20 protein-coding genes are annotated in these 15,058 nt (G+C 67.5%); 8 read left to right on the top strand and 12 right to left on the bottom strand.

Annotated elements, in window-relative coordinates:
• Positions 1 to 21 precede the first annotated feature (21 nt).
• Positions 22 to 453 (bottom strand): holo-ACP synthase, encoded by a 432-nt coding sequence (gene acpS, locus GVY41_RS02390; protein ID WP_161343006.1) that lies wholly within the window; start codon positions 451 to 453, stop codon positions 22 to 24.
• Positions 454 to 530: 77 nt separating this feature from the next.
• Entirely contained in the window at positions 531 to 671 is a 141-nt protein-coding gene (locus GVY41_RS02385) for a hypothetical protein (RefSeq protein WP_161343004.1), read from the bottom strand.
• Positions 672 to 761: 90 nt separating this feature from the next.
• Between GVY41_RS02385 and GVY41_RS02380 the strand changes: the two genes are divergently transcribed.
• The gene (locus GVY41_RS02380; RefSeq protein ID WP_161343002.1) at positions 762 to 1,655 is read left to right on the top strand and encodes a LysR substrate-binding domain-containing protein; all 894 of its coding nucleotides are present in this window, start codon (positions 762 to 764) and stop codon (positions 1,653 to 1,655) included.
• A 17-nt stretch (positions 1,656 to 1,672) separates the two neighbouring features.
• Here GVY41_RS02380 and GVY41_RS02375 read toward each other — a convergent pair whose 3' ends face one another.
• The 5 genes from GVY41_RS02375 to folK form a co-directional block, all read right to left on the bottom strand.
• A complete protein-coding gene (locus GVY41_RS02375; RefSeq protein ID WP_161343000.1) occupies positions 1,673 to 2,431 on the bottom strand; it encodes a pyridoxine 5'-phosphate synthase in 759 nt (252 codons plus the stop codon).
• Between the two features lie 79 nt (positions 2,432 to 2,510).
• A complete protein-coding gene (locus GVY41_RS02370; RefSeq protein WP_161342998.1) occupies positions 2,511 to 3,215 on the bottom strand; it encodes a DUF2062 domain-containing protein in 705 nt (234 codons plus the stop codon).
• Positions 3,216 to 3,267: 52 nt separating this feature from the next.
• The gene (locus GVY41_RS02365; protein WP_161342996.1) at positions 3,268 to 5,385 is read right to left on the bottom strand and encodes a RelA/SpoT family protein; all 2,118 of its coding nucleotides are present in this window, start codon (positions 5,383 to 5,385) and stop codon (positions 3,268 to 3,270) included.
• A gap of 30 nt (positions 5,386 to 5,415) precedes the next feature.
• Positions 5,416 to 5,775: a DNA-directed RNA polymerase subunit omega gene (gene rpoZ / locus GVY41_RS02360; RefSeq protein WP_161342994.1), complete on the bottom strand. Its 360-nt coding sequence runs from the start codon at positions 5,773 to 5,775 to the stop codon at positions 5,416 to 5,418.
• A 77-nt stretch (positions 5,776 to 5,852) separates the two neighbouring features.
• Entirely contained in the window at positions 5,853 to 6,482 is a 630-nt protein-coding gene (folK, locus tag GVY41_RS02355; RefSeq protein WP_161342992.1) for a 2-amino-4-hydroxy-6-hydroxymethyldihydropteridine diphosphokinase, read from the bottom strand.
• A 70-nt stretch (positions 6,483 to 6,552) separates the two neighbouring features.
• Between folK and GVY41_RS02350 the strand changes: the two genes are divergently transcribed.
• The 6 genes from GVY41_RS02350 to GVY41_RS02325 all read left to right on the top strand — a co-directional run bounded on the left by GVY41_RS02350 (position 6,553) and on the right by GVY41_RS02325 (position 10,611).
• Positions 6,553 to 7,131 carry a LabA-like NYN domain-containing protein gene (locus GVY41_RS02350; protein WP_161342990.1) on the top strand — a complete coding sequence of 193 codons (579 nt, stop codon included), beginning with the start codon at positions 6,553 to 6,555 and terminating at the stop codon, positions 7,129 to 7,131.
• Positions 7,132 to 7,232: 101 nt separating this feature from the next.
• Entirely contained in the window at positions 7,233 to 8,183 is a 951-nt protein-coding gene (gene ispH, locus GVY41_RS02345; RefSeq protein ID WP_161342988.1) for a 4-hydroxy-3-methylbut-2-enyl diphosphate reductase, read from the top strand.
• Positions 8,180 to 8,827, top strand: a complete 648-nt coding sequence (locus GVY41_RS02340; RefSeq protein WP_161342986.1) for a class I SAM-dependent methyltransferase — start codon at positions 8,180 to 8,182, stop codon at positions 8,825 to 8,827. Before ispH ends, GVY41_RS02340 begins: the two co-directional genes overlap by 4 nt.
• A 33-nt stretch (positions 8,828 to 8,860) precedes the next feature.
• Complete coding sequence (locus tag GVY41_RS02335) at positions 8,861 to 9,463, top strand: LysE family translocator (protein WP_161342984.1); 603 nt, start codon at positions 8,861 to 8,863, stop codon at positions 9,461 to 9,463.
• Between the two features lie 60 nt (positions 9,464 to 9,523).
• Entirely contained in the window at positions 9,524 to 9,991 is a 468-nt protein-coding gene (rnhA, locus tag GVY41_RS02330) for a ribonuclease HI (protein ID WP_161342982.1), read from the top strand.
• The gene (locus GVY41_RS02325; protein WP_161342980.1) at positions 9,988 to 10,611 is read left to right on the top strand and encodes a trimeric intracellular cation channel family protein; all 624 of its coding nucleotides are present in this window, start codon (positions 9,988 to 9,990) and stop codon (positions 10,609 to 10,611) included. Before rnhA ends, GVY41_RS02325 begins: the two co-directional genes overlap by 4 nt.
• Here the strand turns inward: GVY41_RS02325 and GVY41_RS02320 are convergent, their stop codons facing one another.
• From GVY41_RS02320 to def (GVY41_RS02300), 5 genes are all read right to left on the bottom strand, one after another.
• A complete protein-coding gene (locus GVY41_RS02320; RefSeq protein ID WP_161342978.1) occupies positions 10,612 to 10,797 on the bottom strand; it encodes a hypothetical protein in 186 nt (61 codons plus the stop codon). It lies immediately after the preceding gene.
• Between the two features lie 445 nt (positions 10,798 to 11,242).
• Positions 11,243 to 12,142 (bottom strand): methionyl-tRNA formyltransferase, encoded by a 900-nt coding sequence (gene fmt / locus GVY41_RS02315; RefSeq protein ID WP_161342976.1) that lies wholly within the window; start codon positions 12,140 to 12,142, stop codon positions 11,243 to 11,245.
• Positions 12,143 to 12,144: 2 nt separating this feature from the next.
• Complete coding sequence (gene def, locus GVY41_RS02310; RefSeq protein ID WP_161342974.1) at positions 12,145 to 12,645, bottom strand: peptide deformylase; 501 nt, start codon at positions 12,643 to 12,645, stop codon at positions 12,145 to 12,147.
• Positions 12,642 to 13,148, bottom strand: coding sequence for a peptide deformylase (def, locus tag GVY41_RS02305; protein WP_161342972.1), 507 nt, complete (start codon positions 13,146 to 13,148; stop codon positions 12,642 to 12,644). The genes def (GVY41_RS02310) and def (GVY41_RS02305) overlap by 4 nt, the downstream gene beginning before the upstream one ends.
• Before the next feature lie 10 nt (positions 13,149 to 13,158).
• Positions 13,159 to 13,680, bottom strand: a complete 522-nt coding sequence (gene def / locus GVY41_RS02300) for a peptide deformylase (RefSeq protein ID WP_161342970.1) — start codon at positions 13,678 to 13,680, stop codon at positions 13,159 to 13,161.
• 193 nt (positions 13,681 to 13,873) lie between these two features.
• Here def (GVY41_RS02300) and GVY41_RS02295 point away from each other — a divergent pair, with 193 nt between their 5' ends.
• Positions 13,874 to 15,046, top strand: coding sequence for a MalY/PatB family protein (locus tag GVY41_RS02295; RefSeq protein ID WP_161342968.1), 1,173 nt, complete (start codon positions 13,874 to 13,876; stop codon positions 15,044 to 15,046).
• Positions 15,047 to 15,058 lie beyond the last annotated feature (12 nt).

Genomic DNA, 15,058 nt, shown 5'->3' with positions numbered 1-15,058 from the left:
TGCGTCCCGGGGCGCGGGGAGTCAAGTTTCGGCGGCGTGATCGGGTTGGGCTGCCGCTACGGGCCGCGCCTCGATCACCACGAAAGCCTGCGCCCAGGGATGGTCGTCGGTCAGCGTCACATGCACGATCGCCTCATGCCCGGGCGGGGTCATGGCGCGCAGCCGTTCCGCCGCCCAGCCGGTCAGGTGCATCACCGGCTGGCCACTGCGCAGGTTGCCCACGCCCATGTCGCGCCAGGCGATGCCCATGCGCAGCCCGGTGCCAAGCGCCTTGGAGCAGGCCTCCTTGGCCGCCCACCGCTTGGCATAGGTGCCGGCCACATCGGCCCGGCCCTCGGCCTTGCGCTGTTCGGTTTCGGTGAAGACACGGTTGCGGAAACGGTCGCCAAAGCGCGCCAGCGTGCCGGCGATACGCTCGATATTCGCAAGATCGGTGCCGATGCCAAGGATCACGGGGGCTGGCTCCTGTGCAGCCTTAAGTGCTGGCGATATGGCGGTTTTGCGGCCCCGGTGCAAGCGCGGGGGTAGGGTCAGGAGCAGGCAGGTCGCGGGAAGGGCAGATCCGCCATCTGGTCGGGGGTCATCGCGCGAATGGCCGGGTGGTCCAGCATATCGGGGGCCAGGGCCTTGGTGGGGCGGTCGCGCCCCAGGCGCAGGAATTTGCGCAGCATGTGAGTCTCCTTCATCAATACTGAACAAGATAGCCAGCTGTTCCTCATATTTTCAGTGCAGAATTTGTGAAATGTATTTAGATTATCTCCATGCTTCCGCTGAACCGCATCCATCTGAACGGCCTGCGCGCGGTCGAGACGGTCGCCCGTCTCGGCAGCCTGCGCGCTGCAGCGGCGGAGCTTGGGGTGACCATCGGCGCCGTCAGCCAGCAGGTGTCGCGCACCGAGGCGGCGCTCGGCCAGCACCTGTTCCACCGCAAGGCGGATGGCATGGAGCTGACGCCAAAGGGCGCCGAGATCGCACCGCTGCTGCGCGGCGGGTTCGCGCAACTGGCGGCGGCGGTGGCCCGGGCCGATCCAGCGCGGGGCGACCTGCTGACCATCTCTGTCGCACCGATCCTCGCCTCGCGCTGGCTGATCTGGCAGCTGCCGGACTTTCAGGTGGCGCATCCGGGGGTCAAGGTGCGGCTCGACGCCGATACCGCGCTGGTCGATCCGGGCAGCTCGGACGTGGACCTCTGCATCCGGGTCGGACGCGGCGGCTATGCAGACGTGCGGGCCGAGCGACTGTTCCCGCAGCGGGCGGTGCCGGTCTGCACGCCGGGCCTCGCCGCGCGCATCCACACCCCCGCCGATCTGGCGCATGTGCCGATCATCCGCGAGCCGCGGCCGATGTTCGGTTGGGAGGTCTGGCTGGCGCCGCTGGGGCTGACCCCGGACATCCTTGGCGACGGGCCGGAGTTTTCCGATGCCTCGCTCTGCCTCGATGCCGCGATCTCGGGCGCCGGGGTATTCTTGGCCTTCGAAGTCGTCGCCGAACATGCGCTGGCACGGGGCGCGCTGGTGGCGCTGCCGCCGGGGATGGTCGAGACGGGCCTGTCCTACTGGCTGATCACCGCGAAAGACCGCAGCCCTTCGCCGGCCGAGCAGAGCTTTCGCCGCTGGCTGAAGGCGCGGCTGGCCACCTCGGGCTTCGCACCCTGAGCGTCAGGCCCTGAGGTTCAGGCGCGGGCCGCATCCATCAGCCGGCGCATCTCGCGGATCGCGGGATCAAGGCCCCGGAAGATCGCCTCGCCGATCAGGAAATGGCCGATGTTCAGCTCCATCACCTCGGGGAAGGCGGCGACGGGGGCAACAGTGTCATAAGTCAGCCCGTGGCCGGCATGAACCTCCAGCCCCAGCTCATGGCCATAGGCTGCCATCTCTCCCAGCCGCGCAAGTTCAATGTCGCGCTCCTCGAACCGGCCTTCGGCATGCAGGTCGCAATAGGCGCCGGTGTGCAACTCGATCACCGCGGCGCCGATCCGGGCCGCCGCCTCGATCTGCCGTGCATCGGCGGCAATGAAGATCGACACCCGGCAGCCGGCGTCCCGCAGCGGCGCGATGAAATGCGCCAGCCGGTTTTCCTCGCGCGCAACCTCCAGCCCGCCCTCTGTCGTGCGTTCCTCGCGCTTTTCGGGCACGAGGCAGACGGCGTGGGGCTTGTGGCGCAGGGCAATCGCCTGCATCTCTTCCGTCGCGGCCATCTCGAAGTTCAAGGGCAGCGTCAGCGCCGCCATCAGCCCCTCGATATCGGCGTCCGAGATATGGCGGCGGTCTTCGCGCAGATGCGCGGTTATGCCGTCGGCGCCCGCCGCTTCGGCGATCTGCGCCGCGCGGATCGGGTCCGGATAGGCAGAGCCGCGGGCGTTGCGCACGGTGGCGACGTGGTCGATGTTGACGCCAAGGCGCAACCGGCCAAGCGGTTTCGTCACAGTCATGTCCGGCTCCCTTGCAGCAGTCTCGTCCATGACGCTAGCGCGCGGCGCGGCGCGCCTCCAGCGCCAGATTGTATCCCTGTCAAAGCGGCGGATCGGGCTCGTTCGTCGCCGCAGTGACGGCGGCGACCGCGGCGCTGGCCGCAACCTCGGCCCGTGCCCGGGCCCGCGCGCCGAGGCGCAGTTTCTCGGCACGCTCGCGCAGCTTCTTGGCGCGGCGCTTTTGATAGGCGCGGATCACCGGCAGCGTCAGATAGTGGGAGGCCACCGCCGCGATCAGCCCCGGGATGATGCCGCCCACCAGATAAGGCAGGAAGATCGTGTCGAAGAAATGCTTCAGGTCCAGCCAGCTGGTCGGTTCTGGCCCGAACATCGCCTTGATATTCGCCCAGATCTCGATGGCGGCATGGCTGAAGGCGCCGACGATCTCGTTGAAGCTGAGGCCTCCCTCAACGCCCAGCATCCAGCGGCCGATTTCCACCGACAGGAGGGCAATGAAGGGTGTTGTCGCCGGGTTGCCCACAAAGGTCGCCAGCAGCGCCGCCAGGATATTGCCGCGGATAGCCCAGGCGATTCCTGCGGCGCCGAGGAAGTGGATGCCGAACAGCGGGGTGAAACTGACGAAAACACCCGCCGCCACGCCGCGCCCGATCCGGTGCGGCTCATCCGGCAGGCGGCGCAGGCGATGCATCACATAGGTGACAGCCCGCTTCCAGCCGCCGCGCGGATAGAACAGCTCCGAGGCAATCCGCCAGGTGCTGCGCGGGTTCCGCCGTTTGAAGACCACGCGACCGTTCCTTCTGATGCTCAGCGGGCTATGCCCGCCCGGCTGATGCCCGTCAGGGCCTGCGACCGAGATCCCGATACCGTTCCACCTGCGCCACATCGCTTTCGGCTTCAAGGGCCGTCAGCACCATGTGCAGGTGTTCCACATCCCGCAGATCCACCTCGACGATCAGCCGGTAAAAGTCCGGCTTCCTGTCCGCGAAGTGCAGGTCCGAGATATTGGCCCGCTGCTGGCCGATCAAGGTGCAGATGCGCCCCAAAACACCGGCATCGTTCGCAATCGTGAGATTGAGGCTGACGGTATGCACCGGCGGGTGCCGCCCCGCTTGCCAGTGCAGGTCCACCCAGCGGGAGGGCTCATCCTCGAACTCCGCCACCGCCGCGCAATCGATGGAGTGAACGATGACACCCTGCCCGCGATAGAAGATGCCGACGATACGCTCGCCCGGCAGCGGCTGGCAGCACGAGGCGCGGCGGAACGACTGGTCGGGCGCAAGGCCCACGACCGGGCGCTGCGCATCGACCTCATCCTTCTGCACCGAGGCCAACTCGGGATAGATCGCCTCGACCACCTCGCGCGCCGACAGCTCGGCACTGCCGAGGCGGGCCAGCACCTCGACCTCGTCCTGCAGGCCAAGCGTGCGCGCGGCGGTGCGCAGTGCCTTGTCGGTGGCCTTGCGGCCGACATGCTCGAACGCCACCCGCGCCAGTTCCTGCCCCAGCTTGACGAAACGCTCGCGGTCTTCCTCGCGCAGCGACTTGCGGATCGCGGCCTTGGCCCGGCCCGTCACCACGATGTCGAGCCATGTCGCCTGCGGGCGCTGGCCCGCGGCGGTGATGATCTCGACCGACTGGCCGTTGCGCAGGCGCGTCCACAGCGGCACGCGGATGCCATCCACCTTGGCACCGACACAGCTGTTCCCGATCCGCGTGTGGATCGCATAGGCATAGTCCAGCGGCGTCGCGCCCTTGGGCAGCTGGATCACGTCGCCCTTGGGCGTGAAGCAGAACACCTGATCGGTGTACATTTCCAGCTTCACATTCTCGAGGAACTCGTCGTGATCGCCCTCTTCGAAGCGTTCGGTCAGCGTGGCGATCCACTTGGCCGGATCGACGGCAAAGGGGTTCTTGGAGCGGACCCCCTCGCGGTAGGACCAGTGCGCCGCGACCCCTGCCTCGGCAACCTCATGCATCTGGCGGGTGCGGATCTGCACCTCGACCCGCTTGCCGTCCCGCCCCGACACGGTGGTGTGGATGGACCGGTAGCCGTTCGACTTGGGCTGGCTGATGTAATCCTTGAACCGCCCCGGCACCGCGCGCCAGCGGGTGTGGATCACGCCAAGGATGCGGTAGCAGTCGGCCTCGGTCCGGCAGATGATGCGAAAGCCGTAGATATCGGACAGGCGCGAGAAGGCGAGGCTCTTCTCCTGCATCTTGCGCCAGATCGAATAGGGCTTCTTGGCGCGGCCGAAGACGTCCGCCTCGATCTGTGCCTTGTCCAGCTCGCTCCGGATATCGGCGCTGATCTTGGGGATCGCGTCGCCCGATTCGCGCTGCAGGGTCAGGAAGCGGCGGATGATGGAATTGCGGGCCTCGGCGTTCAGAACCTTGAAGGACAGGTCCTCCAGCTCCTCGCGCATCCACTGCATCCCCATCCGCCCGGCAAGCGGCGCGAAGATGTCCATCGTCTCGCGCGCCTTCTGGATCTGCTTGTCGGGGCGCATGGACTTGATGGTGCGCATGTTGTGCAGACGGTCGGCCAGCTTGACCAGGATCACCCGCAGGTCCTTGGACATCGCCATGAACAGCTTGCGGAAGTTCTCGGCCTGCTTGGTCTCGGTCGAGGACAATTGCAGGTTGGTCAGCTTGGTGACGCCATCGACCAGATCGGCGACGTCATCGCCGAACTTGGCCGAGATGTCCTTCCACGAGGCGCGGGTGTCCTCGATCGTGTCATGCAGAAGGGCGGTGACGATGGTCGCATCATCCAGCCGCATCTCCGTAAGGATGGCGGCGACGGCGACGGGATGGGTGAAGTAGGGCTCGCCGGAATGGCGATTCTGCCCCTCGTGCATCCGCCGGCCATAGTCATAGGCCGCGCGGATGAGCTCTGCGTTGGTGCGGGGGTTATAGTTGCGGACCAGCGCGATCAGGTCTTCGACGTCGATCATTCCGTTCCGCAGACCCCCGGTATTCCGCGATCAGTCCTGACCCTGTGCTTCCATCAGCTGGCGCAGCAGGCGTTCCTCGTCCATGTCGTCGGGCGCAGGGCGGTCCATCTCGCCGGCGCCGCCCATCAGCAGCGACATCGCGTCTTCTTCCGGCTCGTCGACCTCGATCTGGGTCTGGTAGCTGGACACCATCCGCTCGCGCAGGTCTTCGGCGCCCTGCGTCTCGTCCGCGATCTCGCGCAGGCTGACGACGGGGTTCTTGTCATTGTCGCGGTCCACGGTAATGGCCGATCCGGCCGTGATCTCACGGGCGCGGTGCGCTGCGAGCATCACCAGCTCGAAGCGGTTCGGAACCTTGTCAACGCAGTCTTCAACCGTCACGCGGGCCATGGGCAACTCCAATCCGGCTTGGAAGGTGAGATGCGCTATGTATGCGCAGTCATCCCTCTTGACAAGCAAGTTTCCCGTCACAACGGCCGCAGCGCCGCTTTGTCCGCCTCGGGAAGCGCCGCCAGCATCGCGCGGGCCCCCTGCCCCGTGGCCGGATGCACCCAGCCGGGCGCCACCTCTGCCAGCGGAACCAGCACGAAGGCGCGGTCGGCGATCCGCGGATGCGGAAGGATCAGTTGCCCCGGCGTGGCCCTGACCTGGTCCGCCACCGACATCTCGCGCCACGCCGACTCGGTCAACGCGTCGGGCAGCACCGCACTACCATGGCTGAGCAGGTCGAGGTCCACCACCCGCGCCCCCCACCGCGACATCCGCGTCCGGCCGATCTGCGCCTCGATGGTGTGCAGGTGCGCCAGAAGCTCATTGGCGCAAATCCGCACATGCAAAAGAGCCACCGCATTCACGTAGTCCGGCCCCGATCCCGCGGGATAGGCGGGTGAGCGGAAGAACCGGCTAACCGCCTGTATTTGAACCCTTTGATTGGGAAGTGACGCTAGGGCATGCCGAAGGGTCACCTCTGGCGGCTTCCCGTCCTTGGGCAGGTTCGCCCCAAGTGCAACCAGCGCCGCGGTAAAGTTTCCTTGATCCCCGGCTACTTGCGGCAGTGCGGAATTCTCGTATCTTAAATAGCTGTTTCGCTGCGTCATTATTGTATCCCGTGGTTCACTCCCACATGAAAAGGGGTCCGGGCAGTGGGGCGATTTGAAAGGAAAATCCATGTTTTACAAGGACGAACGGCTCGCTCTGTTCATCGATGGCTCCAATCTCTACGCCGCAGCCAAATCCCTCGGCTTCGATATCGACTACAAGCTGCTGCGTCAGGAGTTCATGCGGCGGGGCAAGCTGCTGCGGGCCTTCTACTATACCGCGCTGCTGGAGAATGACGACTATTCGCCGATCCGCCCGCTGGTGGACTGGCTGCACTATAACGGCTTCACGATGGTGACCAAACCAGCGAAGGAGTTCACCGACAGCCAGGGCCGCCGCAAGGTCAAGGGCAACATGGATATCGAGCTTGCCGTCGATGCCATGGAACTGGCCCCCCGGGTCGATCACATCGTGTTGTTCTCGGGCGATGGCGACTTTCGTCCGCTGGTGGAAAGCCTGCAACGGCAGGGCGTGCGCGTCTCTGTCGTGTCCACCATCCGCAGCCAGCCGCCGATGATCGCCGACGAGCTGCGCCGCCAGGCCGACAATTTCATCGAGCTGGACGAGCTGCGCGAAGTCATCGGCCGCCCCCCGCGCGAACCGCGGCTGGAGCGTGAGGACGTCCCGGGCAGCACCGTCGAGACCTGACGGCGCCATCATTGGCCCTGCGCCCCTGCATTTCGGGGCGCGGGGCTGGACGCAGCAGGTGCTTGGCCTTACCTCTGGCCCGTAACTCCACGAGGCCGCGCATGACCCTTCCGCCCCTGACCCTGTATCTGGCCGCCCCGCGCGGGTTCTGCGCGGGCGTCGACCGTGCCATCAAGATCGTGGAGATGGCGCTGGAAAAATGGGGCGCGCCGGTCTTCGTGCGGCATGAGATCGTGCACAACAAGTTCGTGGTGGACGGCCTGCGCGCCAAGGGCGCTGTCTTCGTCGAGGAACTGGACGACTGCCCGGATGACCGCCCGGTAATCTTCTCGGCCCATGGCGTGCCCAAGGCGATCCCGGCCGAGGCGGCGCGGCGGATGATGATCCATGTCGATGCCACCTGCCCGCTGGTGACCAAGGTCCACAGCGAGGCGGCGCGGCACCATGAGGCGGGGTTGCAGATGGTGATGATCGGCCATGCCGGCCATCCCGAGACGCTTGGCACGATGGGCCAGTTGCCCGAGGGCGAGGTGCTGCTGGTCGAAACCGCCGAGGATGTCGCGGGCCTGCAGCCGCGCGATCCCGGCAAGCTGGCTTTCATCACCCAGACCACGCTGTCGGTCGATGACACCGCGGGGATCGTCGCCGCGCTGAAGCAGCGTTTCCCCGCCATCATCGGCCCGGCGCGTGAAGACATCTGCTACGCCACCACCAACCGGCAGGCTGCCGTCAAGGCGGTGGCCCCGAAGATCGACGCGCTGCTGGTGATCGGCGCGCCCAACTCCTCCAACTCCAGGCGGCTGGTCGAGGTCGGGCGCGCGGCGGGCTGCAGCTACGCGCAACTGGTGCAGCGCGCGGGCGATATCGACTGGCGGGCGCTGGACGGCATCCGCGCCGTGGGCGTCACCGCCGGCGCCTCGGCGCCCGAAGTGCTGGTGGATGAGGTGATCGACGCCTTCCGCGCCCGGTTCGACGTGACCGTCGAGATGGTGGAAACTGCCATCGAGACCATCGAATTCAAGGTACCCCGCCTGCTGCGCGAGCCTGCGTGACCGGCGATCCCGCCACGGGCGGTTCCTGTGGCGATCCCGCCACGGGCGGTTCCTGTGGCGATCCCGCCACGCTCGACTTCTACCAGGACAATGCGGGTCGCTATGCCGACTGGTCGCAGGGCCACGCGGTGCCCAAGACCCTCGAGCATTTCGCCGCCAGCCTGCCCGCCGGCGCCGCGGTCGCCGATCTGGGCTGCGGCGCGGGATGGGCCAGCGCCTGGCTGCAGGGCCAGGGCTTTTCCGTCACCGCCTTCGACCCGGTCCCGGCCATGGTGGAACTTACCGCCTCGCGCGGTGTCACGGCCATTCTCGGCGGGGCCGAGGCGCTGCCACGCGCGGCCTTCGACGGCCTCTGGTGCAATGCCGCACTTCAGCACATCCCCCGCGACGGGCTGCCCGCGGCGCTCGCCTGGATCGCCGCCGCGCTGCGCCCGGGCGGGCGGCTGTTCCTCTCGGTCCACGAGGGCGACGGGACCCTGCGCGACGGGCTTGGCCGGCTCTACAACCATCACCGCGAGCCGGACCTGCGCGAGGCGCTGACGGCTTGCGGCCTTGCCACGCTCGCGGTCTCGCGCGGCTCGGGCCAGGGCTTCGACGGGCGTCCGATCACGATGCTGCGGCTGGACGCAAGCCGCGAAGCCTGATCTTCTGGCAGCACCCAAGCTGGAGCACCGCCCATGTCCCCCGAATTCCTGCTGACCGCCTTCATCGTCTGCGTCTCGCCGGGGATCGGCGTGGTCTATACCCTGTCGATGACGCTTGGCGGCGGGCTGCGCGCCGGGATGCTGGCGGCGGTCGGCTGCACCATCGTCACCGCGCTGCACTTGGCCGTGGCGATGGCGGGGCTGGCGGCGGTGCTGCACACCAGCGCGGTGCTGTTCCAGACGGTGAAGTTCGCCGGCGTCGCCTTCCTGCTGTGGATGGCCTGGGCCACGCTGAAGGGCCATGGCGGCATGGACATCCGCGCGGCAGAGCCGGGACCCGACGCCCGCATCGTCTGGCGCGGCATCCTCTTGAACCTCCTCAACCCCAAGCTGCCGCTGTTCTTCGTGGCGTTCCTGCCGCAATTCGTGCCTGCGGGCGGCGGGGCAAGGCTTCTCATCGAGCTTGGCCTCGGCTTCACCGCGATGACCTTCGTGACCTTCGCCGCCTATGCGCTCGCCGCGGGCTTTGCCCGACAGGCGATCCTCGGCAATGCGCGGGTGATGACCTGGCTCCGCCGCGCCTTTGCCGCCTCCTTCGCCGCGCTTGGCGCGAGGCTGGCGATGGAGCGGGCCTGACCCTCGGCATTGACGCCCCCTGCCCCGCTGCCTAGACCGGCGGCAACCGAAGGAGCGCCGATGCCAGACCTGTTCGCCTATACCGATGGAGCCTGTTCCGGCAACCCGGGCCCCGGGGGCTGGGGCGTGCTGATGCTGGCGCGCGAGGGCGAGGCGGTGGTCAAGGAGCGCACGCTGAACGGCGGCGAGCCCGACACCACCAACAACCGGATGGAGCTGCTGGCGGCGATCTCGGCGCTGGAGGCGCTGGCGCGGCCCTCGGCCATCACCATCATCACCGACAGCGCCTATGTGAAGAACGGCGTCACCAGCTGGATCCACGGCTGGAAGCGCAACGGCTGGAAGACCGCCGACCGCAAGCCGGTGAAGAATGTTGACCTGTGGCAGCGGCTGGATGAGGCGCAGGCGCGCCATCAGGTGGTCTGGCGCTGGATCAAGGGCCATGCCGGGCACGCCGAGAACGAGCGCGCCGATGAGCTGGCGCGCGAGGGCATGGCCCCCTTCAAGCCGCAGAAGGTGGCAAGGTGACGCTGGTTTCGCTGCTCGACCACGCCTCGGTGCTGGTCTTCGCGCTGACCGGGGCGCTGGTCGCCAGCCGCTCCCAGCTCGATCTCGTCGGCTTCATCTTCATCGCCGCGCTGACCGCGGTGGGCGGCGGCACTGTGCGCGACCTGATCCTGGGCCGTGACCCGGTGTTCTGGGTCGCCGCGCCGCAATTCGTGCTGCTGGCCGCGGCGGCTGCGGTGGCGGTGTTCTTCACCGCGCATCTGCTGGAAAGCCGATACCGTGCGATCCTGTGGCTGGATGCCTGCGCACTGGCGGTGGCCGTGCCGGCAGGGGTCGGCGTGGCGATGACGCTTGGGCATGGCCCGGTAATCGTGGTGATCGCGGGCGTTGTCACCGGCACGCTCGGCGGGCTGATGCGCGACGTGGTCTGCAACGAGGTGCCGCTGGTTCTGAAACAGGGCGAGCTCTACCTGTCGGCGGCCTTTGGCGGCGCGGTCGCGGCACTGGCCTTCGTCGCGCTTGGCGCGCCGGGGCTGCCGGCGCTGCTCGCCTGCGGCGTGGTCACCTTCGGGTTGCGCGCGGGAAGCCTTGGCTTTGGCTGGCGGCTGCCGGTCTACCGCGCCCGCCCGCCGCGCAAGTAGTCAGGGCACCACGGCCTGCGCCGCGCCGCCATCCATCGCCTTCACCGCGACCAGCACCGCCAGCGCGATCACCACCCATCCCCCCGGCCGCATCAGCGCCCAGATCGTCAGCTTCAGCAGCCGCCAGGCGAGGAAGGCAAGGACAAGGCTGGCCAGCCCCCAGAACAGGGCGCGCAGGAGGGTCATGCCTTGCCCGCCCGCTGGGGCGTAGCGCTTGGGATGTTGGATGTCATGCTCTGCCTGTGCCTGTTCCGGCGTTTCGGGCAGTGTGCCTCATTCGCGCTGGCCGGGAAATCCCCGATGTGCGTGCCTCTCCGCACCGTGAGATTATGGGATCCGTCCTTCCTTGCCCGGAACAAGGCGCCTTGGCGCCGCCGGGCAGCGCCCGCCTCCCGGCCCGGCCACGGGCCGGGCGTTCTTCGCGGAAATCCTCCACTGGAGGATTTCTTGTCGCTCATCACCCCCTCGGGCGGGCGCTTTTGCAACTGTTCCGCCTAGAAATTCGGTGGAGGGGTGTTGAACCATAAAGTGCCTAGAACAAGCGTTGCTCGCCCACCCGGCGGACGAGCGCTGCCCTCTGACTGCGTAAGTTTACGTGCCGCTCGTGCTGCCCTGCGTTGCGCAAGCACCCTCACCCCAACCGTTCCGGCAGCGACAGCCCGCGCAGCATCTCCCCGGCAGGCATCGGCCGCTTGCCCTCGCGCTGCGCCTCCAGCACCTCCACCGCGCCGTCGCCGCACGCGATGGTGAAGCCGCCCAGCACCGCGCCCGGAGCGCCCTGCCCGTCTGCCAACCGCGAGCGAAGCAGCTTGATCCGCTCGCCCGCCACCTCGCACCACGCGCCCGGGAAGGGGGATAGCCCGCGGATCTTGCGGTCCACCTCAACCGCAGGGCTTGACCAGTCGATCCGCGCCTCGGCCTTGGCGATCTTGGCGGCATAGGTCACGCCCTCGGCCGGTTGCGCCTGAGGCGCCAGACCGTCCAGCCGGTCCAGCGCCGTGCAGATCAGCCGCGCGCCCATGCCCGACAGCCTGTCCTGCAGGTCAGCCGTCGTATCCTCCGCCCCGATCGGCGTCGCCTCACGCAGCAGCACCGCGCCGGTATCCAGCCCCGCATCCATCTGCATGATGCAGATGCCGGTCTCCGCATCCCCCGCCAGGATAGCCCGCTGGATCGGCGCCGCCCCGCGCCAGCGCGGCAGCAGCGAGGCGTGGATGTTCAGGCACCCCCGCGCCGGTGCCTCCAGCACCGCCTGCGGCAGGATCAGCCCATAGGCCACCACCACCGCCACATCGGCCTTCAGCGCCGCGAACTCAGCCTGCGCCTCGGCGCTGCGCAGCGACTTCGGATGCCGCACCGGCAGGCCAAGCGCCTCGGCCCGCGCCTGCACCGGGCCGGGCCGGTCCTTCTTGCCGCGGCCCGCGGGGCGCGGCGGCTGGCTGTAGACGGCGGCAATCTCATGCCCCGCCGCGATCAATGCCTCCAGCACCGGCACCGAGAAGTCCGGCGTGCCCATGAACACCACGCGCATTGCTAGCCCCTTTGCTGCTTGCCCAGCTTCGCCACCAGCATCTTGCGGCGCAGCGGGCTGACGTGATCGACGAACACCTTGCCGTTCAGATGGTCGATCTGGTGCTGCACCGAGGTCGCCCAGAGCGCCACGAAATCCCGCTCCTCGATCTCGCCCGCCTCGTTCAGGAACCGCACCGTCACCGCCCGCGGCCGCTCGATGATCGCCGAGATGCCGGGCAGGTTGGGGCTCGCTTCCTCATGCCGCCGCATCTGGACCGAGGCGTGCAGCACCTCGGGGTTGGCCATCCGCACCGCCTGCCCGCGCTTGTCCGACGCATCGACGACGGCCAGCCGCATCATGATCCCGATCTGCGGTGCGGCAAGGCCAACGCCCGGCATCGCGTCCATCGTCTCGACCATGTCGTCCCAGATCATCCGCACGGTCTCGTTGATCACCGCGACCGGCTCTGCCGGGGTGCGCAACCGCTTGTCGGGATAGGGCACGAAGGCACGGACGGTCATTTCTGCGCCTCCAAATCGGCCAGCGCCGGGGCAAGGATGGTGCGGATCTCATCCGTGGTGCGGTCGATATGCAGGATCCCGTCCAGATGGTCGCGCTCATGCTGGATGCAGGTCGCCTCGAACCCCTCGAAATCGCCCATCGTCCAGGTGCCATCCAGCCCCTGCCAGCGCAGGCGCAGCTTCGCGGGCCGCGTCACCGGCACCAGCAGGCCGGGGACCGACAGGCAACCCTCCTCGCGCGTCGCCTCGCCCTCAGAGGTCACGATCTCGGGGTTCACGAACACGCGCGGATCGGCGGTGCCGTCCTTCCAGTGGCAGTCCATGACGAAGATCCGCAGCATCGCCCCGACCTGCGGGCCGGCCAGCCCGCGGCCCGGGGCGGCATACATCGTGTCGAGCATATCCTCGGCCAGATGGCGCAGGCTGGCGTCGAACACCGCGACCGCGCCCGCCGGCTCGCTCAGCCGCCGGTCGGGCCAGATCACGATGGGAAGCACGCTCATGCCGCGCCTTTCATGCGCGGGCCATCTCGCGCTTCAGCTTTTCCATCTTGCGGGTGATCATCTGCCGCTTCAGCGGGCCCAGATAATCGATGAACAGCTTGCCGTTCAGGTGGTCGATCTCATGCTGCACGCAGGTGGACCAGAGCCCGTCAAACCCTTCCTCATGCAGCTTGCCATCCAGCCCCAGCCAGCGCACGCGCACCTCGGCGGGGCGGGTCACATCGGCATATTGCTCGGGGATCGACAGGCAGCCTTCCTCATAGGTGTTCGTCTCCGCCGAGGTCCAGGTGACTTCGGGGTTGATCAGCACCATCGGGCGCGGCTGCGCCTTGAGGTCCTTGACGCAATCCATCACCAGCACGCGGCGCATCACGCCGACCTGTGGCGCAGCAAGGCCGACGCCCGGCGCGTCATACATCGTGGCCAGCATGTCATCGGCCAGGATGCGCAATTCGTCATCGATCTGCGCCACGGGGTCGCAGACCTTCTTGAGGCGAGGATCGGGATGGATCAGGATGTGGCGCAGGGTCATTGCCCGGATTTAGGCGATGGCGCGCCGTTTCGCAACGGGAAGCACGACTGCGCCCAAGAGGTAGTCGCGGAGATCACAAATTCCGCACTACAGCCCATAGCGCGGACAGCGTTTGCCATAATCCTCCAGATCGGGATGACATCCCAAATCCATCGCGTTAACCAGAACGAACAACTTTCCCAAAGGACTTCCCATGAGCTTTGACGAGATCATCGAGCGCCGCGGCACCCATTGCGCGAAATGGGACATGATGCAGCCGATCTACGGCGTGCCCGCGACGGACGGAATCGCCATGTGGGTCGCCGACATGGATTTCCGCCCGCCGCGGGTGGTGCAGGACGCGGTAGAGCGGATGGCTGCGCATGGGGTCTATGGCTATTTCGGCAATGACAGCGCCTACCTTGCCGCGATCCAGTGGTGGATGGCGAACCGGCATGGCTGGGAGGTGGCGCCGGAATGGATCTTCACCACCCATGGCCTCGTCAACGGCACCGGGCTCTGCGTCGATGCCTTCACCGCGCCGGGCGATGCGGTGATGCTGATGACGCCGGTCTATCACGCCTTTGCCCGCGTGATCACCGCCGCCGGACGCACCGTGACCGAATCCCCGCTGACGGTAGTGGACGGCACCCACCAGATGGATTTCGCCGGCTGGGAGGCGCTGCTGACCGGGCGCGAGAAGATGCTGATCCTGTGCTCGCCGCACAATCCGGGCGGGCGGGTCTGGTCGGTGGAGGAGCTGCAGGCGGTCGCCGAGTTCTGCGCGGCGCATGACATGATCCTGGTGTCGGACGAGATCCACCATGATCTCGTCTTCCCCGGTGCCAAGCACACGGTGATGCCGCTGGCAGCGCCGCAGATCCTGGACCGGCTGGTGATGATGACCGCCGCCACCAAGACCTTCAACATCGCTGGCGCCCATGTTGGCAATGTCATCATCCCCGATCCTGCGCTGCGCGCCACCTTCGGCAAGCGCATCGCGGCGCTTGGCATTTCGCCGAACAGCTTCGGGCTGCACATGGTCACCGCCGCCTATTCGCCCGAGGGCGCAGCCTGGGTCGATGAGGTGGTGGCCTATCTCGATGGCAACCGGAAGATCTTTGACGACGCCATCAACACGATCCCGGGCCTGCGCTCGATGCCGCTGGAGTCCACCTATCTGGCCTGGGTGGATTTCGAGGGCACCGGGATGGCGCCTGCCGAGTTTGCCGAACGGGTCGAGAAGGGCGCCAGGATCGCCGTGAACCACGGCGGCAGCTTCGGCAAGGGCGGCGAGAGCTTCCTGCGCTTCAACCTCGCCACCCCGCGCGCGGTGGTGGAAGAGGCTGTGGAGCGGCTGCGCGTGGCCTTCGCCGACCTGCAATAGTCCCGTATCTGC

Origin of the sequence: Frigidibacter albus, from assembly GCF_009908165.1 — a bacterium.
Classification (GTDB): domain Bacteria; phylum Pseudomonadota; class Alphaproteobacteria; order Rhodobacterales; family Rhodobacteraceae; genus Frigidibacter; species Frigidibacter albus.
Note: the sequence above shows the minus strand (reverse complement) of the source record. Positions and strands in the feature narration are given on the sequence as shown.

What these genes read in the sequence shown, in the direction of transcription:
- def (WP_161342972.1), bottom strand. Translation starts at nt 13,148, where the DNA reads ATGAGCGTGCTTCCCATCGTGATCTGGCCCGACCGGCGGCTGAGCGAG.
- folK (WP_161342992.1), bottom strand. Translation starts at nt 6,482, where the DNA reads ATGACGCAGCGAAACAGCTATTTAAGATACGAGAATTCCGCACTGCCG.
- ispH (WP_161342988.1), top strand. Translation starts at nt 7,233, where the DNA reads ATGACCCTTCCGCCCCTGACCCTGTATCTGGCCGCCCCGCGCGGGTTC.
- rpoZ (WP_161342994.1), bottom strand. Translation starts at nt 5,775, where the DNA reads ATGGCCCGCGTGACGGTTGAAGACTGCGTTGACAAGGTTCCGAACCGC.
- GVY41_RS02375 (WP_161343000.1), bottom strand. Translation starts at nt 2,431, where the DNA reads ATGACTGTGACGAAACCGCTTGGCCGGTTGCGCCTTGGCGTCAACATC.
- GVY41_RS02295 (WP_161342968.1), top strand. Translation starts at nt 13,874, where the DNA reads ATGAGCTTTGACGAGATCATCGAGCGCCGCGGCACCCATTGCGCGAAA.
- GVY41_RS02335 (WP_161342984.1), top strand. Translation starts at nt 8,861, where the DNA reads ATGTCCCCCGAATTCCTGCTGACCGCCTTCATCGTCTGCGTCTCGCCG.
- GVY41_RS02320 (WP_161342978.1), bottom strand. Translation starts at nt 10,797, where the DNA reads ATGACCCTCCTGCGCGCCCTGTTCTGGGGGCTGGCCAGCCTTGTCCTT.
- GVY41_RS02385 (WP_161343004.1), bottom strand. Translation starts at nt 671, where the DNA reads ATGCTGCGCAAATTCCTGCGCCTGGGGCGCGACCGCCCCACCAAGGCC.
- rnhA (WP_161342982.1), top strand. Translation starts at nt 9,524, where the DNA reads ATGCCAGACCTGTTCGCCTATACCGATGGAGCCTGTTCCGGCAACCCG.
- def (WP_161342970.1), bottom strand. Translation starts at nt 13,680, where the DNA reads ATGACCCTGCGCCACATCCTGATCCATCCCGATCCTCGCCTCAAGAAG.
- def (WP_161342974.1), bottom strand. Translation starts at nt 12,645, where the DNA reads ATGACCGTCCGTGCCTTCGTGCCCTATCCCGACAAGCGGTTGCGCACC.
- GVY41_RS02350 (WP_161342990.1), top strand. Translation starts at nt 6,553, where the DNA reads ATGTTTTACAAGGACGAACGGCTCGCTCTGTTCATCGATGGCTCCAAT.
- GVY41_RS02380 (WP_161343002.1), top strand. Translation starts at nt 762, where the DNA reads ATGCTTCCGCTGAACCGCATCCATCTGAACGGCCTGCGCGCGGTCGAG.
- GVY41_RS02365 (WP_161342996.1), bottom strand. Translation starts at nt 5,385, where the DNA reads ATGATCGACGTCGAAGACCTGATCGCGCTGGTCCGCAACTATAACCCC.
- fmt (WP_161342976.1), bottom strand. Translation starts at nt 12,142, where the DNA reads ATGCGCGTGGTGTTCATGGGCACGCCGGACTTCTCGGTGCCGGTGCTG.